16 protein-coding genes and 3 pseudogenes are annotated in these 17,555 nt (G+C 68.5%); 6 read left to right on the forward strand and 13 right to left on the reverse strand.

The features are described from left to right. Nucleotides 1-363 precede the first annotated feature (363 nt). Nucleotides 364-1,365: a hypothetical protein gene (locus tag ACZ6MA_RS26085; protein WP_469436408.1), complete on the forward strand. Its 1,002-nt coding sequence runs from the start codon at nt 364-366 to the stop codon at nt 1,363-1,365. A gap of 1,040 nt (nt 1,366-2,405) precedes the next feature. Further along, nucleotides 2,406-2,936 carry an SMI1/KNR4 family protein gene (locus ACZ6MA_RS26090; protein ID WP_469436411.1) on the forward strand — a complete coding sequence of 177 codons (531 nt, stop codon included), beginning with the start codon at nt 2,406-2,408 and terminating at the stop codon, nt 2,934-2,936. 314 nt (nt 2,937-3,250) lie between these two features. On the opposite strand, the gene ACZ6MA_RS26095 is transcribed toward ACZ6MA_RS26090, so the two are convergent. After that, nucleotides 3,251-3,781, reverse strand: coding sequence for an ArsR/SmtB family transcription factor (locus ACZ6MA_RS26095; RefSeq protein WP_469436412.1), 531 nt, complete (start codon nt 3,779-3,781; stop codon nt 3,251-3,253). 116 nt (nt 3,782-3,897) lie between these two features. On the opposite strand from ACZ6MA_RS26095, the gene ACZ6MA_RS26100 reads away from it, so the two are divergent. Next, the gene (locus tag ACZ6MA_RS26100; protein ID WP_469436706.1) at nt 3,898-5,148 is read left to right on the forward strand and encodes an MFS transporter; all 1,251 of its coding nucleotides are present in this window, start codon (nt 3,898-3,900) and stop codon (nt 5,146-5,148) included. A 796-nt stretch (nt 5,149-5,944) separates the two neighbouring features. Here the strand turns inward: ACZ6MA_RS26100 and ACZ6MA_RS26105 are convergent. Beyond that, nucleotides 5,945-6,892, reverse strand: coding sequence for a threonine/serine dehydratase (locus tag ACZ6MA_RS26105; protein ID WP_469436414.1), 948 nt, complete (start codon nt 6,890-6,892; stop codon nt 5,945-5,947). 15 nt (nt 6,893-6,907) lie between these two features. Continuing rightward, nucleotides 6,908-7,576, reverse strand: coding sequence for a 2OG-Fe(II)-dependent halogenase WelO5 family protein (locus ACZ6MA_RS26110; protein WP_469436415.1), 669 nt, complete (start codon nt 7,574-7,576; stop codon nt 6,908-6,910). A gap of 230 nt (nt 7,577-7,806) precedes the next feature. On the opposite strand from ACZ6MA_RS26110, the gene ACZ6MA_RS26115 reads away from it, so the two are divergent. Next, nucleotides 7,807-8,412 carry a TetR/AcrR family transcriptional regulator gene (locus tag ACZ6MA_RS26115; RefSeq protein WP_469436417.1) on the forward strand — a complete coding sequence of 202 codons (606 nt, stop codon included), beginning with the start codon at nt 7,807-7,809 and terminating at the stop codon, nt 8,410-8,412. A 48-nt stretch (nt 8,413-8,460) separates the two neighbouring features. Here ACZ6MA_RS26115 and ACZ6MA_RS26120 read toward each other — a convergent pair whose 3' ends face one another. The 7 genes and pseudogenes from ACZ6MA_RS26120 to ACZ6MA_RS26150 form a co-directional block, all read right to left on the reverse strand. Further along, nucleotides 8,461-8,700, reverse strand: coding sequence for a hypothetical protein (locus tag ACZ6MA_RS26120; protein ID WP_469436418.1), 240 nt, complete (start codon nt 8,698-8,700; stop codon nt 8,461-8,463). Beyond that, nucleotides 8,697-8,996, reverse strand: coding sequence for a hypothetical protein (locus ACZ6MA_RS26125; RefSeq protein ID WP_469436419.1), 300 nt, complete (start codon nt 8,994-8,996; stop codon nt 8,697-8,699). Before ACZ6MA_RS26125 ends, ACZ6MA_RS26120 begins: the two co-directional genes overlap by 4 nt. Before the next feature lie 106 nt (nt 8,997-9,102). After that, nucleotides 9,103-9,321, reverse strand: coding sequence for a hypothetical protein (locus tag ACZ6MA_RS26130; protein ID WP_469436421.1), 219 nt, complete (start codon nt 9,319-9,321; stop codon nt 9,103-9,105). After that, nucleotides 9,318-9,985, reverse strand: a pseudogene (locus ACZ6MA_RS26135) (GGDEF domain-containing protein). The gene ACZ6MA_RS26130 and the pseudogene ACZ6MA_RS26135 overlap by 4 nt, the downstream one beginning before the upstream one ends. A gap of 90 nt (nt 9,986-10,075) precedes the next feature. After that, nucleotides 10,076-10,261 carry a hypothetical protein gene (locus tag ACZ6MA_RS26140; RefSeq protein WP_469436422.1) on the reverse strand — a complete coding sequence of 62 codons (186 nt, stop codon included), beginning with the start codon at nt 10,259-10,261 and terminating at the stop codon, nt 10,076-10,078. 256 nt (nt 10,262-10,517) lie between these two features. Further along, complete coding sequence (locus ACZ6MA_RS26145) at nt 10,518-11,216, reverse strand: hypothetical protein (RefSeq protein WP_469436424.1); 699 nt, start codon at nt 11,214-11,216, stop codon at nt 10,518-10,520. A gap of 238 nt (nt 11,217-11,454) precedes the next feature. Further along, nucleotides 11,455-12,373: pseudogene (locus ACZ6MA_RS26150) on the reverse strand (AAA family ATPase). Nucleotides 12,374-12,376: 3 nt separating this feature from the next. On the opposite strand from ACZ6MA_RS26150, the gene ACZ6MA_RS26155 reads away from it, so the two are divergent. Beyond that, nucleotides 12,377-13,846 (forward strand): site-specific integrase, encoded by a 1,470-nt coding sequence (locus ACZ6MA_RS26155; RefSeq protein ID WP_469436425.1) that lies wholly within the window; start codon nt 12,377-12,379, stop codon nt 13,844-13,846. A gap of 74 nt (nt 13,847-13,920) precedes the next feature. Then, entirely contained in the window at nt 13,921-15,000 is a 1,080-nt protein-coding gene (locus tag ACZ6MA_RS26160) for a hypothetical protein (RefSeq protein ID WP_469436427.1), read from the forward strand. A 235-nt stretch (nt 15,001-15,235) separates the two neighbouring features. On the opposite strand, the gene ACZ6MA_RS26165 is transcribed toward ACZ6MA_RS26160, so the two are convergent. The 3 genes and pseudogenes from ACZ6MA_RS26165 to ACZ6MA_RS26175 all read right to left on the reverse strand — a co-directional run bounded on the left by ACZ6MA_RS26165 (nt 15,236) and on the right by ACZ6MA_RS26175 (nt 17,509). Then, nucleotides 15,236-16,588: a hypothetical protein gene (locus ACZ6MA_RS26165; RefSeq protein ID WP_469436428.1), complete on the reverse strand. Its 1,353-nt coding sequence runs from the start codon at nt 16,586-16,588 to the stop codon at nt 15,236-15,238. 107 nt (nt 16,589-16,695) lie between these two features. Continuing rightward, nucleotides 16,696-16,845: pseudogene (locus ACZ6MA_RS26170) on the reverse strand (AAA family ATPase); the annotation flags it as partial. Nucleotides 16,846-17,053: 208 nt separating this feature from the next. Then, nucleotides 17,054-17,509 (reverse strand): Pycsar system effector family protein, encoded by a 456-nt coding sequence (locus ACZ6MA_RS26175; RefSeq protein ID WP_469436430.1) that lies wholly within the window; start codon nt 17,507-17,509, stop codon nt 17,054-17,056. Between the last annotated feature and the right edge of the window lie 46 nt (nt 17,510-17,555).

Below are 17,555 nucleotides of genomic sequence, written 5' to 3' on the forward strand. Positions count from 1 at the left end.
CCAGAACTCGACCGCTGCCTCTTCTGAGCCGCCGAGCCGAGTTTTGTTTTACCCAAAATGCGCCCCTCGTCCCAGGAGCCGGCCATCGATGCCACCACGAGGGCTGGTTCTGTGATGCCTCAATCCCGAACCGGCTCCCCCACCCAGCGCACCATCACCAAGCCCGCGACTCCCACCACAGGCTCCTCAACTAGCCCTCATTTCACCCCGGTTACTGTCCAGGCTCAGACCATCCAGCACACCGCATCCCGCCGCAGCGGACCCCGGGGCTGGCTCCGCGCCGTCGAGTGGACCCTCACCACGAGCCCCCACCCCCAGGCCACCCACACCACACTCGCCCTCGCCCAAGACCTTGCGGCACGCATGGACTACGACACCGGCCACGTCCGCTACGCCATCGACCGCACCATCACCCGCACCGGCATGGCCCGCAGCACCATCACCAAACACGCAAAGATCCTGCGCGAGATGGGACTCCTGGCATGGGTCTCCCGTGGATCCAAAACCAACATCCGCCGGCTGCTGGGGCTACCCGGGTACGCCGGCACAGCCACGGTTTACGCCGCAGTCATCCCAGCCGCATACGACCGCGCCATGAGCCGCCGCCGCATCGGCACCGGCTACCAGGCACGCGTGGTCATCGACCACCGCCAGCAGCTCACACCCTCACCCCTTCCACAAAGCGACAAGTCCTCCACCCCCTCGTGGACCCCTTCCCTGACCGTGGTTAAGGAAGACAGGAGAGTGAAGGTAGAGAGTGGTTTTAACAACACCTCGCGCAAGCGCGCGAGCCGCTCCCAACCCTCCACCCCCACCAAGCACACAAAACCCTCAGGGACTACACACCGCACCGCCACCCAGGTCGCCCGGGATATCTGGATCGCCCGCCAAGTCCGCCCCCGCGTCACCTGGACCCAAACTGAGCCCCTCCGGAGACTCGCCTATGCCCTGCGCCCCCTGATTGACCAAGGGCTCAACGCTGAACAGATCGCCACGGAGCTTCACTCCTGGTACCTCACCTGGCGCCCTACCCGCCCCGCCGCCTACATCCGAGCCCAACTTAGTGAGCAGCGCTCCCAGCGCCCCGACGGACTGCTCACCGATCCTCACAGCAACCCTCACTGGCAGGCGATGTGCGAGCAACGCCGGCACCACGCATCCGTCCTCCAGTCCCTGGCCTCGTCCGCTGTGCGGACAGACGATGACCGCCGGGCAGCCCGCGCCAGAGGCTGGCACGACTTCCACCAGGTAGCCGATCACTACACGGACGACCCGGACGATGCACTCGACCTCTACGGGACCACCTTGTGCGCCCGGGCCATCCGGCTCACAGCCTCGTCCACCTTCAAACAAGGCTTGTCATGACGCCTTCCCCCTTTGGTTCTGCAGGGCTCTGGCAGTCACGCGCTCACTCCCGCGACGTCACCGCCAGGAGGGCGGTGACGTCGGCCTCGTACAGGTCGCTGTAGCGCTCCTAGTCGCTGCATCGAACGGCGTGCTCTCGCGGCGACCTAACCCGGGGCCGGCGGTGGTCGCCCAGGACTCCACCTCTCTGTTGAGACGGTCGACGTTGCCCGGAGGCGAGCCAAGTCTTGAAGTGCGGACTGAGGCTAGGAGGGGGGGCAGGTGGCTCCGTCGGTGCGCTGGGCCTTGACGCGGACACCGAAGTGAGCCGGTGCCCGTGCTGACGCCGTCGGGGAAAGTGCAGGCCCGCGAAGTGCGTGAGCATCGCGTCGGCCGGATTTCGACTCCGAGGATCTAAGCGGTCTCGCAGAGAAGCCAGCCCTTGCGGGTGTAGCGGTAGGCGTTGAACGCGCCGCCGCGGTGGGGGGCTGAGAAACCTTTACGGCTGACGGACCACGGGCGGGATGAGCGTTGCTTTACCCGGACACAGTCGCGTGATCAGATCTCTTCGTCATGTTCAGGCGGCCCTGGGGGAGGGGCCGCAGGGGGAGAGGAAACCTTCATGCGTACTGCCGCAGAAGGAGCGACGCAGCCGTGCCCGGAATGTGGTGAGGAGATCCGCAGGGACATCCGGTTCGCTGTCTGGTGCGCCGCCTGCGACTGGAACGTGGGGGCTCCGGGGAACGCACGGCGGCAAGCATCGCGCGGAACCCGTCGACGACGGCTTGGCCCTCGAGGGAGGGGGCGGCATCGGGCGTGGTGCCACAGCGGCGGAACATACGACGGATCATCGGGCGGTCTCCTGCTCGGGGCGGGTGGGGCGTACCGGCGGGTGTCTTGAGTACGCGCGGCAGATGAACACGTAGGTGCCCGACTTCGACCTCGCGGCCGCGGTCCTGGAGTTCGCGGGTCAGGAGTTCTGTGAGTCCGCTCGCTCTTTCCCGGACTAAGAAATGATCTTGTGGCTGGGGTCAGCGTGGCTGAACCGTAGGCTGCGGACCATGGCGCAATTTGATGAGGTCATGGCAACGTTCTGGGATGAGGGCGATTACGGCGTCCAGCAGCCGCTGACGGAAGAGATGGTGCGAGAAGCCGAACGTGTGCTCGGTGTGACGCTGCCGTCGGCCCTGCTTGATCTTCTGCGGGTTCAGAACGGTGGCGTCGTGACGACTGATCACGACGCGTTCCCCACCAGCCGGCCGACCTCGTGGAGCGAAGACCACGTTCCCTTCGACGACCTGATGGGCATCGGGCACCGCAATGGGATGACCTCGTTGCTCGACACTCCGTACTTGGTTGAGGAGTGGGGTCTGCCGGCACCCCTTGTGCTGCTCTCCGGCGACGGGCACTGCTGGATTGGGCTCGACTACCGCACCTGCGGGCGGGATGGCGAGCCCTCGGTCACATGGTTCGAGACGGACCTCGACACGGAACTCGTCCTGGCTGGTGATTTCCGCTCGTTCGTCGAGGGCCTCACTGCGGGCAGCACCTATGGTGACGACTCTCCTGGGGACCCCGTACCAATTTGTTAACCATGGCCTCTTCCAGGTCAAGGAATCGATCACGAGGTGGCCGTCTTCAGTCCGCGGGGGAGGTGGACGTAGAGGTGCTCGACTTCGACGTCACGGCCTTGTCCGCGGAATGCTCGGGCAAGGATCTGTAAGCCCGCTGGCCCTATGGCGACCGCCTGTTCTCTCGCCCAATTGCGAGCTGTTGCTCCAGCGGACCGCGTAGGCCCTCGGGGAGTATCAGGGCGGAATTCAGCGGTAGCCGCTGATCACTCCGCTGACTGTGTAGGGCGGGGCAGAGTCGGTGTGCTGTCAGATCAAGTGGAGGGCGGTGCTCCTCACGGTTCCCGGTCAGCGTCGGCGTGCGGGGTCTCTTGCAAAGGAAAGGTCATCAGGCTCACGCCTACGGGTATCGTTCCGGGCGCACGTGGCGGTTGCGCGGCGTCGTGGAGTTCGGCCGCGACATCGGCGAGCCGCTGCCTGGCCGCTTCCCATACCTCCGGCGCCACCCACAGTTCCGCGTCGACAGTCACCCCCTTGCCGTCTGGAGCCCGGCGTGCGGCGCGCTCTTGAAGGGTGTGCGCCAGGGTCGCTGCCAGCATCCGGGCCCCATCGCTGCGGTCAGACAGCGGGGAGCCGTGGACGGTTCGGTAGCGGCGCTCCCGGCCTCCGCGGCGGGTGCGTTCCTCGGCCAGTTCCACCAGACCGGCGGCATCCAGGCGCCGTAGGTGACGGCTGGCCAGGGCGTGCGAGATGTCCAGCTCACGAGCGAGTTCGGCGGCGGACATCGGCCCGGGCCACATGAGCGTGAGCATCCGCAGCCGCACGGGATGGGCGAGGGCCCTCAGGGCGGGGTCTGCGTCGGTCACGCCAGTCAGTAAAGCGCATGCCGCCACCACGGCACCCTACCCCCAACCACTCTGTTGGGGGTAGGGTGCCGAAACCTGTGGAGCGAGCGAGATCATCAAGGGGGCCGAGCGTGGCCATGGGACTGTTCACGGTGCTGCGGGACCGCAACGCCCGTGTCTACCTGATGGGGGTGATCGTCTCCGGCTTCGGGGACTCGGCCATGCTTCTGGCCTCCGGGGTCTGGGTGAAGGAGCTCACCGGTTCCGCCAGCCTGGCCGCCCTGGTGGGTTTCTGCGCATGGGCACCGGCCCTTGCGGGACCGTTCCTCGGCAACGTGGCCGACCGGATACGCCGCCGCACGCTCCTGACCGCCACGAGCCTGGTGCTGGCCGCTGTCATGACGGCACCCATCGCCGTGCGCGCTCCGGAGGATGTCTGGCTGCTCTTCGCCGTGCTGACCATGGTGGGCACGGGAACCGTGCTCATGGACGCCGCCGAGACCGCGTTGATCGCCTCCGCAATACCGGGCGACATACGCGGGGACTTCAACGGCCTGTCCCGGGCCGCGATCGAGAGCACCAGCCTGCTCGGCCCTCTGATCGGCGCTGGCCTGTTCACTGTTCTGGGCGGCCCGACCGTCGCCCTGCTGAACGCGCTGTCCTTCCTGCTGGGCGCGGCCGCCTTCAGCCTGATCCGCGTACGTGAAGCCGCGCCCGCGCGTCGGCCACGGCGGAACTGGACGGCCGAGACCGCGGAGGGCGTCCGCTACCTGTGGCGGCACAGGACGCTGCGAGCCCTGGTCGTCGCAGGCGGTTGTGCCATGGCGGCATCAAGCCTCAGCAGCACGGCGACCTACGCGCTCCTCGATACCGGGCTGCGGCAGCCCGCGGCGATCGCCGGTGTTCTCAGCTCGGTCCAAGGGCTCGGGTCGGTCATCGGCGGTCTGGCGACCGGGGCGCTCATGCGCCGCGTCCCGGCCCGCCTCCTGTCAGTACTCGGCCTCACGCTCTTCGCCCTCGGGGCACTGGCCCGGATCACCGGCTTCCTCCCCGTGGTGGTGGCCGGCAGCCTGCTCATCGGTCTGGGCCTGCCCTGGCCACTCATCAGCGCCCTGACCACGGTCCAGAAGGAGACACCGGACGAACTACTCGGCCGAGTGGCGGCCACCGCGAACACGCTGGTATTCGCACCGACCGGGCTCGCCATCCTCGCGGGCACAGCACTGGTGGCCACCCTGGACTACCGGGTTCAACTCCTCGCAGCCTCTGTGCTCGGCCTGACGACGGCGATGCTGCTCGCGATCACCGGCCGTTCCCGCGCTATACCACCCGCCGGGCCGAACGCGAATCACCAGCCGCACGAAGCCGACGCCGCGAAGAAGGGATGAACGATGCAGGACGACCCGAGGACCGAGGAGACCCACACGCTCCTCCCTTCCCCACAGGTAGTGGCTCTCCACGAATACACGCCCCCCGACCCGAAGCGAAGAACCCGTTGACCTCAGGCACTGACCAACCATCGGCCCGCAACAGCACCGGCTGTCCCACCTGCGTACCGTGCGCGTGCGCCCACTCCGCCAGCGTCGGCAGGCCCGCCAGCACTGGATCGGCCGCGTACCACGACACCTCCCGCCGTGGGTCACACCAATGCACCTGCCACCGCGCCAACGGACCGGCTTCTGCCTCAAGTCCATCGATCATCAACAAGTGAAAATGCAGGCACGCAAAGTAACTGACATCCCAACAACGATTTCTTGTGGCTAGAGACCGCCTGCGCATCCGATGGCGACGCGGCTGGGGCCCGGCGGGAAGACCGGCGTAATCGGCGAAGGGTGATGAGCCACTCGCGGACGCCGGGCGCCGCCAGGACGACGTCCTGGACGCGGGGGCCGAGGCCGTCGAGGTCGAGGATGGCGGGCAGCGGCCGGGGCGCGGAGCCGCTCGCGGACATCCTCGACCCGGTCGGGGCGGGCGGGACAGGCTGGCCGTCCAGTCCGGTGGGCAGGTCGAATGAGATCAGCCGGATCGGGTACGGAGGAGCCTCCTGCTCGGTAGGGAAAGGGGGCGGCACAAACGGAGCGCCGCGCCCGGCCTACCGGCCGGGGCTGCCGGGCTGCGGCCGTTGACGACGAACGCCCCCACGGTCCGGTGGGGGTGCCGTCGGTTTTGGGTTGCGGTGGTGTTCTATGCGGCGATGAGGTCGCTGGGGTTCGTGTTGGCGCCGCAGAGGACGACGGCGATGGTTTCGCCGCTCGCTGGTGTATAGGCGCTGGTGGTGAGCGCTGCGAGGGCGGTGCCTGCCGCGTGTTCGACAGCGAGGCGGCGATGGTCCCAGAGTGCTTGGCGGGCGCTGGTGATGGCTGCGTCAGGTACGAGGATGGAGGTGACGTCGCCGCGCTGAGCAGCTTCGAGAGCGGTTCGGGAGATGCGTCGGGCGCCGAGGGAGTCTGCGGCGACGGACTCGACGGCGACGTCGACGGGGTGACCGGCTTGGAGGGCGGCGTCGAGGGCGCAGCAGTTTTCCGGTTCGACAGCTACGACGTGGACGCCGTGGTGCTGGGCGGCGGTGGCGATGCCGGCGAAGAGTCCTCCGCCGCCGACGGCGACGACCACGGTGTCGAGGCCGGGGAGCTGTTGGTGGATCTCGTCGAGGAGGGTGCCGGCACCGGCCGCGATGAGGGGGTGGTCGTAGGCGTGGGAGGAGAGCGCCCCTGTGGTGGCGGCGAAGTCCTGGCACGCGGTGAGCGCCTCGGCGTACTCGGTGCCGGTCAGGCGCACATCGGCCCCGTAGCCCTGGAGCTTGGAGACCTTCACCGCTGGGGCGGTGGTGGGGAGGAAGACCGTGGCGCGCACGCCCTGCTGCTGGGCGGCCCAGGCGCACGCCAGCCCGGCGTTGCCGCCGGAGGCGATGGTCACCCCGGTGTCGGGCAGGGTGCCGGCGTCGCGGTGGGCCTGGATGAAATTCTGCGCGCCGCGGGCTTTGAAGCTGCCCGTGTGCTGCATCTGCTCGAGGGCTAGCCATACGTGGGCGGTGGGGATGGCGCCGGCATCGGCGGGGGCGACGACGACGGGGCGCACATGTCCGGTGATGCGGTCGGCGGCTTGCTTGATGTCACCGTAGGTGAGGGCCACAGGGGTTCCTTCGGGTCAGGACCAGGTGATGAGCTGGCCGGTGGTGGTCAGGCCGAGGAAGAAAGCGAAGGCTATTCGTCGGCCGCCGGGGTTGGGCTGGACGGCGTGGAAGTTGGCGGGGTTGAAGAGCAGGGCGTCGCCGAGCTCGGGCGTGAGGGTGACGCGCTGGCAGTGCTCGACCGCCTCGGGCCGGTAGCCATACGCCTGGCGGTGCTGGTCGTCGGCGGGCTCCCAGCGGTGGCGCCACACCGTGGTCGCCCCGCCGGCCTCCGGCACTGACACCCAGAGGTTGAAAGCGAGCTGGGCCAGCACCTCCTGGTCGAACAGACCGCCGGGGGCCTCGCGGTTGATGTCGTCGTAGTGGACCAGGGCCCCGGCGTTGATCTCGCGCAGGGTGCCGCCGAAGACCGGGCGTCCGGCGATGGTGGCGGGGGTGACGGCGGCGCCCCAGGCGGTGCCGAGGCGGGCGAGGAGACGGTGATCGGGTCCGGGCGCATCCCGGCCCGCTGCCAGGCGGCGCGGGCGGCCTCGGCGTTGCGCCAGTACCGTCCGGAGTCGAGCCCGCCGCCCTGGTCGCGGTAGTCGTTGAGGGCGGGGCCGAACCGGACGATCGGGGTCGGCACGCGGGCGGGGTCGTAGTCGGCGGTGGGCAGCCGCCCGGCCGCTGCCAACGTGGCGGCGCACGAAGCGTTGTCGAGGAACGTGGGGATCCGGACTGCTGCGAGGGTGCCGGCGGCGAGGTGGGCGATGTGCCGGTCGGTGAATGCCGGGGCGTCTGCGGTGGTGAAGAGGGGGTCCAGGGTGGTTGTGGCGCTGGGCATGTCTTCTCCTTGGTTGGGAGTGGTGCATACCGTGCGGATACGCTGTACGTTACGGTGTAACACATGTCGAGACAAGGAAATCCCCCCGAGCCCGTGACACCCGAGCGGATCGCTGACGCGGCCATCGCACTCGTCGACGAACACGGGCCAGAGGCCCTCAGTTTCCGGTCATTGGCAGAGCAGCTCGGGGTGTCGCACATGACGATCCACCGCCGCTGCGGCGACCTGGGCGGACTCCTCGACCTCTGTGCCGACCGGCTCGCCGGCGAGCTCCCCGACATCCCGCCGGGTACCGACTGGGCCGAGGCCACTGAGGTCAGGTTTCGCCGTTTCTATGAACTGCTGATCGCCCATCCTGAGCTGGTGGCGCTGCGGGGCTCAAGGCCGTGGCTCGGCAAGCAGATCCTCGCCCGGCTCGTCGAGCCGTCCCTGGCCCACAGCATTGCTGCCGGGATGACGCCGCGGGAGGCGACGTTGGCGTACCGGCGCATGTACTTGTTGACGCTGGGGTGTGCGACGTTCGTCAACCACCGCGATCCGAAGGCCGCAGCAAATGCGACGCGGGCGGGAATCGCGGCCCTGGATCCGGAGGAGTTCCCGGCGCTAGCTGGGCACTTGCCGGAGGTCTTGCCCGTGGTAACTGATCACGAGGTGTACTACAGCGCGCTCCGGCAGCTGATCGACGCGGTCCGGCCGTAAGAGTCAGCATCTGGTGCCGGGGGCTGGCTGGTCGCGGTGTGTGTCTGCTCAGCCTGTGTAGTTGATCTGTACGAGGGTGATGGTGTCGGCTCCGACGAGGATGACGCCGGCTGTGTGGCCGTGGGCGATGGTGCGGAAGGTACCGTCGTCGACGCCGTAGGGCGTGGAGTGGGCGCGCGGGTCGGCGAGGGCGTCGAGGAGGCACACGGCGAGGTCGGAGCGCGCGGCGTCGGGGAGGCTCTTGTAGATGTCGTGGAGGCTCGGGTCGATGTGGAGCCGGTAGGTCACGCGGCGCCCCGGCGAGCCTGGTCGGCGTCAGCGCGAAGCTCGTCTTCACTCACGTCGATGAGGCCAGCCGTGTAGGTGTCGGGGAGCTGGCCATTCTCGTGGACGAGTTCCCGGAGGCGTTCGATGCGGTCCCGGCCGGCTTCGAATTCTTCGACGAATCGGACCCAGCGCTCGAGGATGCCGGGCAGGTTACGGACGTCGGTGAACGACGTCTCGCGCATGAAGGTCGCCCGGAGTTCGGGGTGGGGCAGGGCGTGGGCGATGCTGTCGATGGTCCACGGCTGGCCGGTGTTCATGGGTCCTCCACGCGTCGGCGGCTCGCCAGCCCACGGTAGCGGACTGGTGCCACCGTGGTACCAGGTTCCGGGGGTGGAGCCCGCGTCGCGTGCCCTGGGCCGGGAGCTACGGGTCGCGGCCGCGGATCATGCGGGCGACCGGCGGCTGACGCAGGGCGGCCCGGTCGATCTGCTTGGCCGCGTGCAGGAGTACCCAGCCTGGTCGCCAGGACGGCTGGGGCCTGTTCTCTACGGTCTTCTCACCGGTCAGGATGCAGGCGGCCCAGGGCTGCCTGATGCTGATGCAGCAGATCCAGTCGCCCTCGGGCACGGCGGGCTGGCTCATGCGGCTCGCCCCCAGTTCGCTGTGCCGGGGCGTCCGGCACGGCGGCCGTTGATGGACGGCACCGTGGTGTGCGCGGCGGTGGCGATAACGACGTGGCCGGAGTGCTTGCCGTCGTACAGGGCGGCGTCGGCTGCCCGCTGCAGCGCGCTCAGGTTGCTGGAGCCGATCGCGTCCGGAGTCGCGGCGCCGACCGAGGCGGCGACGTTCAGCACCTGGCCGTCGTCCAGGACGACCGGGGTGCGCAGCATGCGGATCAGCTGCGCGAGGCGCTCCTCGCGGCGACCAGCGGGCAGGTCCAGGACGACGGCGAACTCGTCGCCCCCGAGCCTGCCGAGCGCGGTGCGTGGTCCCGCCCAGGCGGTGAGCCGGGCACCGTAGGCCGCGAGAACGGCGTCGCCCGCCGCGTGGCCCAGCGAGTCGTTCACGGCCTTGGAGTCGTCGACGTCGACCAGGACCACCACGGCGCTGTCGCGGTGGCGGCGCAGGACCTGCCGGGCGCGGGCGGTGTAGGCGTCGCGGCGCAGCAGGCCGGTCAGCGGGTCGCGGCGATCTTCTTGTGCAGGGCGATGGCGTGGACGGCCCAGCCGGTCAACGGCACGGCCGCGGTCGTCAGGAGGAGTGTGCGCTGCCCGATCCGGGCCTGTGTGCGCAGGACGGAGTCCATACTGGGGTTCTCCCTCTCGTCTCGTACGGGGTGGATAGGCCCGGGGCAGGCGGTTGGTTTGGACGCCTTGTCGCCTGTCCCGGGGCGTAGCTACAGCTCGAAGTCGCCGTCGTCGGCGCGGGTCCAGCTGTACGGGTCGTTCCAGCGGCCGGCGGTCGCCGCTTTCCAGTCCAGCTCCCAACCGGGCCGGCACGCGCGCGCCGTCCAGCCGTCCGGCCGCCTGCCAGGAACCTTGAGGCCGGCCTGCTGCGCGGCGGCGACCTGGTCGTAGGCCACGGTGTGCGATCCGGACGGCGGCGCTGCGGCTGTCGGCGTGCCCGGTGAAGACGTGCACACCGCGCAGGCCAGCGGTACTCCATATCGGGACGTCGACCTCATAGAGGGGGAGGAGGGCCATGACGTCTATCTCCTTTCCTTCTTCTCGGCGTTGAGTGACCACCGCGACCGCCCCGGCCTCCGTCGATCGGGGAGGCCAGGGCGGCACGGAGCGTCCGTCAGACAACAGCCGGGACGGGGGGCGGAAAGTCGGCGGTCAGGCGCGGTAGACGGGCGGGCGGACTCCGGCACGGAGTTCGCGGATGACCGAGCAGGCGCCCTTGGTGGCGCAGTACGCGTCGTCGGTGTCCGGAAGGGCGTTGCCGGTGGTGCCCCACATGTCGCGGGCGACCGCGTTCACGGCACGCAGCATCTCGCCGTTGTTGGGGCGGCAGGCGCTGTTGGTGTCGCCGACGCCGTACCGGGCGGCGCTGATGATGTGCTGGCGGGCCTGGCGGGCGGCCCAGCGGCGGCTGCCGGGGCCGGTGTTCTCGTGCACGTGCCCGCAGTCGTGGAACGTGTCCAGGTGGCAGGCGGTGCAGTGGTAGGTGACCAGCTGCTCCGGGGTGCCGCCGGGGCGCCACGTGCCTTCGAACTCGTAGACGATGACCTCGGTGCCCGGGATCTCGGTGTGCGCGAAGGCGGTGACGAGGCCGACGCCGTCCGCGATCGCGCCGCGCTGTGCCTGGTTCCAGAAGACGCGGGGGAGGAAGTCGTCCCAGCCCTTGCCGTGAGGCCACTGGGCGTACATGACGCCCTGCGAGGCGTCGAAGGTCGCCTTTCCGTCGACGTTCTCGCGCTTGTACTGCTCGATCTGCTCGATCGACCCGAAGTACGTCGCGCTGAACTCCTCGGACTTCAGGAAGATCAGCCCGTATCCCTCGGGGCGGGTGTCGTGTCCGTTGTCCTTGAGCATCTCGACCATTCCTCGTAACCGGGGTTTCCGGGGGTGATGGTGCCAACGAGGGGCAGCCGGTAGTAGTCGCAGCTCGTGACGTGGGACGGGTTGGTCTCGCTGACGTTGTGCGCGGTGCCGTACGTGTTCGTGATCGTGATGCCCATGAGTGGGTGTCCTTCCCGGGGAAACAGCGGGCGCCCGGCGTGGCCGGGGCGCGGCAGGTTCTGGCCGTTCGGCGAAGCGTCGGCGGCACGGCTCACGCGCGGACCGCGTCCGCGTACGGCGCTTGAAGGTGGGTGCGGCCCTCGGGGTCGTCGGCCTCCTGGTCGACGTCGTCGGGGCCGCCGTGGACGGTGCAGATGATGTCCGGGTCGTTGTCAATGGCGCCGGTCAGCGCCTTGTGCAGGTCGGTGACCGAGTAGACCGGGGCCCATGCCTGGCCGGTGCACTCCGGGTCGACGGGGCAGGGCAGCAGGACGTCGAAGCCGAAGCTGCCCTGTCCGTCGATATCGTCGCGGTACGCCAGGGTGAGGTACTGCAAGGCGGATCTCCGCGACGCGGTCCCGGCCGGTCACCAGGTCCGAGCCCGGCCGCCACCGCCACAGCGGCAGGACCTCCGGGCCGAAGAAGCGGCGCGGCAGCCACAGGTCGCCCAGGCCCTCGCTGCCGTCGCGCCCGAGGTCGGCCTCCCGGACCTGCGAGAGCCGCTTCAGGAACGGCTCCAGGCGGTACAGGGCGTCGGCGAAGACGACCTCGTTGAAGCCCTCCGCCTTGAGCTGCGGGTGCGAGTGGACTATGGCCTTGTGCTGCCGGTGGACCGTGTCGTCGGGGACGGTCCGGTTGGCGGGCCGCGGGCTCTGGCGCTCGACACACACGGAGGCCGGGGTGGTGACCATGACCGCGATGGCGGGCATGTTGTGCCGCTTGGCGGCGGCGGTCAACGGCTCCCTCGCCGCCCTGGAGACGTTCGTGGCGTCGATGACGGTGAAGCGGCGCCGTGCCATCCGGCGCTCCAGGAGCAGGTGCAGGACGTCGACGGCGTCGCCGGTCGCCTCCTGGTCGCCCGCGTCGCCTTCCCTGTTGGATCGGCGTGTTGAAGCGGATCGAGCGAGGGTGGATGCGTGTCGGGTTGGCGTACGTACTGGGTGCCGACGGATCGCCGGGTGGCGAGGGATCGTGTGCCCGTTCTGGTCGGATGGGAGGACCTGGCCGACCGCGAGGACCGTATTGGGATTCATCCTGGGGATCCAATTCTTCTTGCTCCGGACTACCGGATCGATGAGGTGCTGAGCCGGTATCTGTGTCGGTCGTCGTTCGTCCGTCTCGCGCCGGAGACGAAGCGGAATTACACGGACGACTACTGCCTGTTTTTCGATTTCCTGTGGGGCCGCGGGAGGTGGTGGAGCGAAGCGGCGGCCGATGATCTGTGGGACTTCGAGGACTGGCGCACCCGATCTCCGCGGAATCCGCGCAAGGTCGGCGGGGCACGGTGGAACCGAGGCCTGGCAGCGCTGGCACGGCTGTATGAATGGGCGGTGCAGCGCGAGTATGTGCTGGTGAACCCGGTGCTAATGCGATCAGTCGTTGGCCGGACCGGCGCACCCGCATTGGTACCAGCAGCCCGGGCGAAGAACGCACGGACCAGCGAGGTGCGCTGGCTGACACCGCGGGCGTTCCGCCGCTGGGTGGATGTCGGCATGCGCGGGTGTGGAGCCGATGGACTGGCGGCGGCTGGGTGGGCGGGGCGGCTGGTCGACCGCAATGCCGCCTTCGCCGACCTGTTGTTCTCCTCCGGTATGCGGCTGACGGAGGGCGCCTCGCTGCTGACGGTGGAAGTGCCGCGTCTGCAGCTGGAGGGTGGCCGGTATTACGCGGGGCATCTGGCCCGTGCGGTGACGAAGTCGAAGCGGGCGCGCACCTTCTATGCCTCCTCTGTGGTGGTGGGAGAGATCGAGGGGTACGTGGAGTCCTCGCGCGCCCGGGTGGTGCGGCGCGCGCAGTCGGTGGGGCGGTACGACGGGCTGCCGCTGCGGCTGGTGACCCACCAGACCGGCCGGCACCGGCGCCTGCTGCACTGGCGGGACCGGGACGGTGTGATGGGACGAACATCGCTGACGGACGCGACCGTCGAAGACCGGATGATCTTGTTTGTTGAGGGCCCGGGCGGTCCGGAGCCGTTGTGGTTGTGGCTGAGCGAGTCCGGGCTGCCGTTGCGCCCGGCGTCATGGGAGGGCGTCTTCCGGACGGCGAACGAGCGGTGCGAGACAGTGTTGTCGCCCGTGATGAGCCAGCCGCCGTTTTGCACGCCGCACATGGCCCGGCACAGCTTCGCGCTGGTGATGCTCGTGGTCCTCAACCACGTCATGGACCGGCGCATGGGCCTGACGCCGGAGGAGCGGCGGGACTTCCGGCTGCTCTACGGTGATCCGTGGCGGATGGTGCAGGATCTGCTCGGTCACGCCCAGCTGGAGACCACGAAGCACATCTACCTGGCGCCGGTCGCGGACCTGCAGCTGCGCTCGCTGCTGGCCGACTACGTGCCCGCGGGCAGTCCGGTGTGGGAGGAGGAGCTGACCGTGTTGTTCGCTCGGCTGGCTCGGGAGAGCGAGGGCATCCAGGACTTGGACGAGCAGCTGGTGGCCCGGTGAGCCGACGTGGTCACCGAGCCAGCCTGCCCGGGGGAGAGCATCAGCGGCCGGCGGTCCTCGACGAGGACAGCCTGGTGGTGACGCATGGGGATACGCAGGGCAGGGTTCGCGTCTACGACTTCGGGGCGCTTGCGGTGCCGGAACCGTGGCAGCGGTCGCTGGCCGCGCTGTTCGCCGCCAAGTGCGCTCCGGGCGGCGGCTGGGACAGTGTCGAGTCCAGCGAGGCGAGCTGGTACGTCGTGCGTCCGTTCGCGGAGTTCCTCAGCGAGCTGGACGACGTGCCCGTGGACGTCGACCGGCTGACGGCCGGACACTGGAGGGCGTGGCGGCTGAGCCTGCCGCCGTCCTCAAACGGGTACACCAAATACTGCACCGTAGCCGGCCTGTTACGGATGGACGCCCGGCTCGCCCGGCCGGTGCGGGAGGTCATGGCCCAGCGGTTCGCCTGGTCCTCGGACGGCGAACATGCCTACAGCCCGGAGGAGTTTCGTCAGATCCGTCTGGCGGCGCGGCGGACGTTCCGCACTGCGCTGCTGCGGATCAGGGAGAACACCGGCCATCTGGCAGCCTGGCGTCAGGACGCCTTCGTCCCGGGCAGCCGGGAGTGGCTACTGGGTGAGGCTTTGGACGTGCTGGCCCGCACCGGGGATGTCCCGGTGTATGAGAAGCGCCGCACGGTGCGCAAGCGCTACCGGGCGGCGCTAGTCGGCGGCGGGGCGGAGTACACCTGGAAGCGGCTCTATCTCAGCCGCAAGGAGGCGGTCGCGCTGGCCGTGCTCATCGTCGCGGAGTTAGGGCTGAACGCCACGACGGTCTCTGAGATGCCGGTGCCCGAGACGCTGCCGGGGACGCCAGAAGCGGGTGTGCCGGTCTACCGGCTGCAGCTGGAGAAGCGGCGCCGAGCGGGGCACCGCGACCAGTTCGAGAGTCGCAACCTCACCGACTCGGGAGCCGACTCCTCCGGGCGCATCATTACCGAGGCTCTGGAGGCGACCGCGGCCGCCCGCCGGCTCCTGGGGCAGCTCGATGCGGACATCGACCGACTGCTGATCTGGCGCCAGACGACCTTCGAAGAACTTGGCAGCCAGCTCCATGAACCGATCAAAGCATCACAATTCTCTGAACCGGGTATTTCCCGAGCTGTTGGAGGGTGAACCTGCGATGCAGACCGAGACGCGGACGCGTTCCAGGCACGTGCGGCTTACCGTCGGGCCCAGTACGGGAGCAGAACAGTCCTAGTGAGTGCTAGCCAGTGGTCGGCAACGCTTCAGGTACGCGGCCGGTACCCGCCGATTGCCTTCGACGCTGGCCTGCCTTAACCCTGCCTTGCTCAACCCGGCAGACCGCTGGTGACCGCTACTGGGCTGCCCCGAGATTTCGAGGCGTCGTTCAAGCACCGATCGCAGCGGCTAGTGCGGGATACCGGTAGTAGGGCTCACCTTCTGGTACGAGACTGCGTACGCGTGTGATGAAGCCGCGCCATGCCGCTTCATCGGCCGGTCTCAGGTGCTGGGTGCTCTCATGCAAGGTTACGGCAAGCTGCGGCATCCCAGAAGCCATGAGGCACTGGCCATTGTCAGTCCATGTCTGCAGAATCGCCTCCAGATCCGAGGGGGCCAGATAAGGCGCGAGCGGCAGAACTGTGGATTGGGTCAGAACCTCAGCCAGCCGAAAACTGCTCGCTACGTCACTGCTCAGCAGACCAGGAAGGTACTGGACGAAGTATCGGCCAGGACGGTTTGCGATCACCATGATCTGGCGCATCCAGTCGAGCCGGATGAACGTCTCCTCAAGGACAGGCAGAACTCGACGTGCCTCATCAATCCCAACGAGAGAGATGAGACGAGCCTCCTCGACATTGATCTCTTCGGGGCTGCGCAGCGTACTGCTGATCAGTCCTTCGATGTGGTCTCGCAGCGGCTCTGATACCGCGTCCCAGAACACGTCAGTATCACCAAGACGGCCCACAGAACGAATCTGCACATCCCGCGGCCTGTCCCCCAACCGGGCAGTGGCCTTGTTCATATACTGCGCAACCAAGGCACGGTCTCGCTCCATGAAGAGTCGCAGGCAATCAGCCATTCGGTTTGCTAGCTGATGGGCCCCAGGGGGGTCTGGGAGGCCGTCTGGCTCCAGGCACGCGACCTTGACCGCAAGGTCGACGACTTGCCGACGCACGGTGGGCTTCACTTGGTCGAAGAACGTGTGCGTGACGTACTGTCTGCTACCGGTGAAAGCAGGATCGGCAACGTGATCCGAAAATCGGTCAACGACCTTTCGACCCTGGCTCGGCGGATGGATCAAGATGCCCTGTAGCGCAGCAACCAGGTGCGCACGGGCATATTCCGTTGTCGGCGCGTAAAAGTCCCCGAGCGGACGCAGCGAAGGGTGAGCACAAAGGTGCCTGTCATCTCTGAGGCGCTGTAGCTCACGTTCCTCCACAAAATCAAGTAGTTCGAGACTGCGTGCCGTCGTCAGCAGCGAAGCCTCAACCTCCTGCATTGTCTTAACGTCGTTGGCTGCGCGTGCAGTGTCAATCTTTTGGACGATCGCAGTAGCCGAGCCTTCGCCGTCCTCGCTCAAGCGTCTCAGCTTGTCGATGAGGTCAGCTGCTACGGCGCTCCAGGTCAGGAGGATGCAGGCGCGTGCGGATCCAGTGGTGTAACTCCGATAGGCCTCAGCCACGAGCGGTCGTACATCCGGGTTCCAGACGCGACCTAGGCTTTCCTCAAGATCCAGCACTCGTTCGATCTCCCCCCACCGCAACCTGCAGCGTGGCAGCAGTCTGGCATGTCCAGTGGTAGCTACCGACGCCCGTCGAAGCCCGACACGCTGGACTTGACAGAGAAGTCGCCGCTCACCGCTTCGCGCAGTGCGTCCAGGGACAGGACCTGGCAGGCGGGCCAGGTGGTGGCCAGCGTCGACTTGCCCGCGCCGGAGGCCCCGATGAGGACTACGAGGCAGCTTTCCGGCAGCTCCGGATAGGTCAGCGAGGTCATTCGAGTTCTCCTTGCGGGTTAAGGGCGCGGGCAGCGCAGTTCATGCGCTGCCCGGCGTCGGTGAGCAGGGCGGCGGCCTCGTGCAGCTAGCAGGAGGCGTCGCCGTCGCGGTCTGGTTCGATCTGTTGGAGGGCGGGCCGGGCGATTCCGGCCGGGGCGCGGATGCGGTCGGCGCGGGCACGGGATGGCGCGGTCACCGCGGCTGCCATCACAGCGCGGTGCCGGAGGCGGCCAGCGCGAGGAGGGCCAGGGCGGTGAGGCTGAGGTCGACCGCGCGGCGCAGGTGGCGGTACTTACGGACGGCGAGGATGGACAGGACACGGATGGTGGCGGCGCGGGTGTCGGCTTCCATGCCGACGCGGATCTGGTCTTCGTCGAGCGTCGCCCAGTACGGGAAGGAAGCCCTGTCATGGCCCCGCAGGCGAGGCCTGACGACGAGGAGCAGCAGCGCGGCGGCGGTGCCCAGGGCGACGACGGCGAGGCTCACGAAGGCCTTGGCCGGCGGCGGAAGTTCCTTGTCGGTGATGGATGCGAGCCCGGCGAGGGCGGCGCCGTTGAAGGCGAGCAGTAAGGATGCCTTGCTGTCCGTGCGGGCGATCTCGCTGGTGACCGAGGCGCAGGCGGAGTCCAGGTTCTTGTCGGTGGCGGGGACCGTGGCGGTCATGGGTGGTGGCTCTCCTTGTGGTGGCCGGGTGGGCCGCACGCGGCGG

The sequence above is a fragment of the Streptomyces sp. NPDC042259 genome (assembly GCF_055582085.1).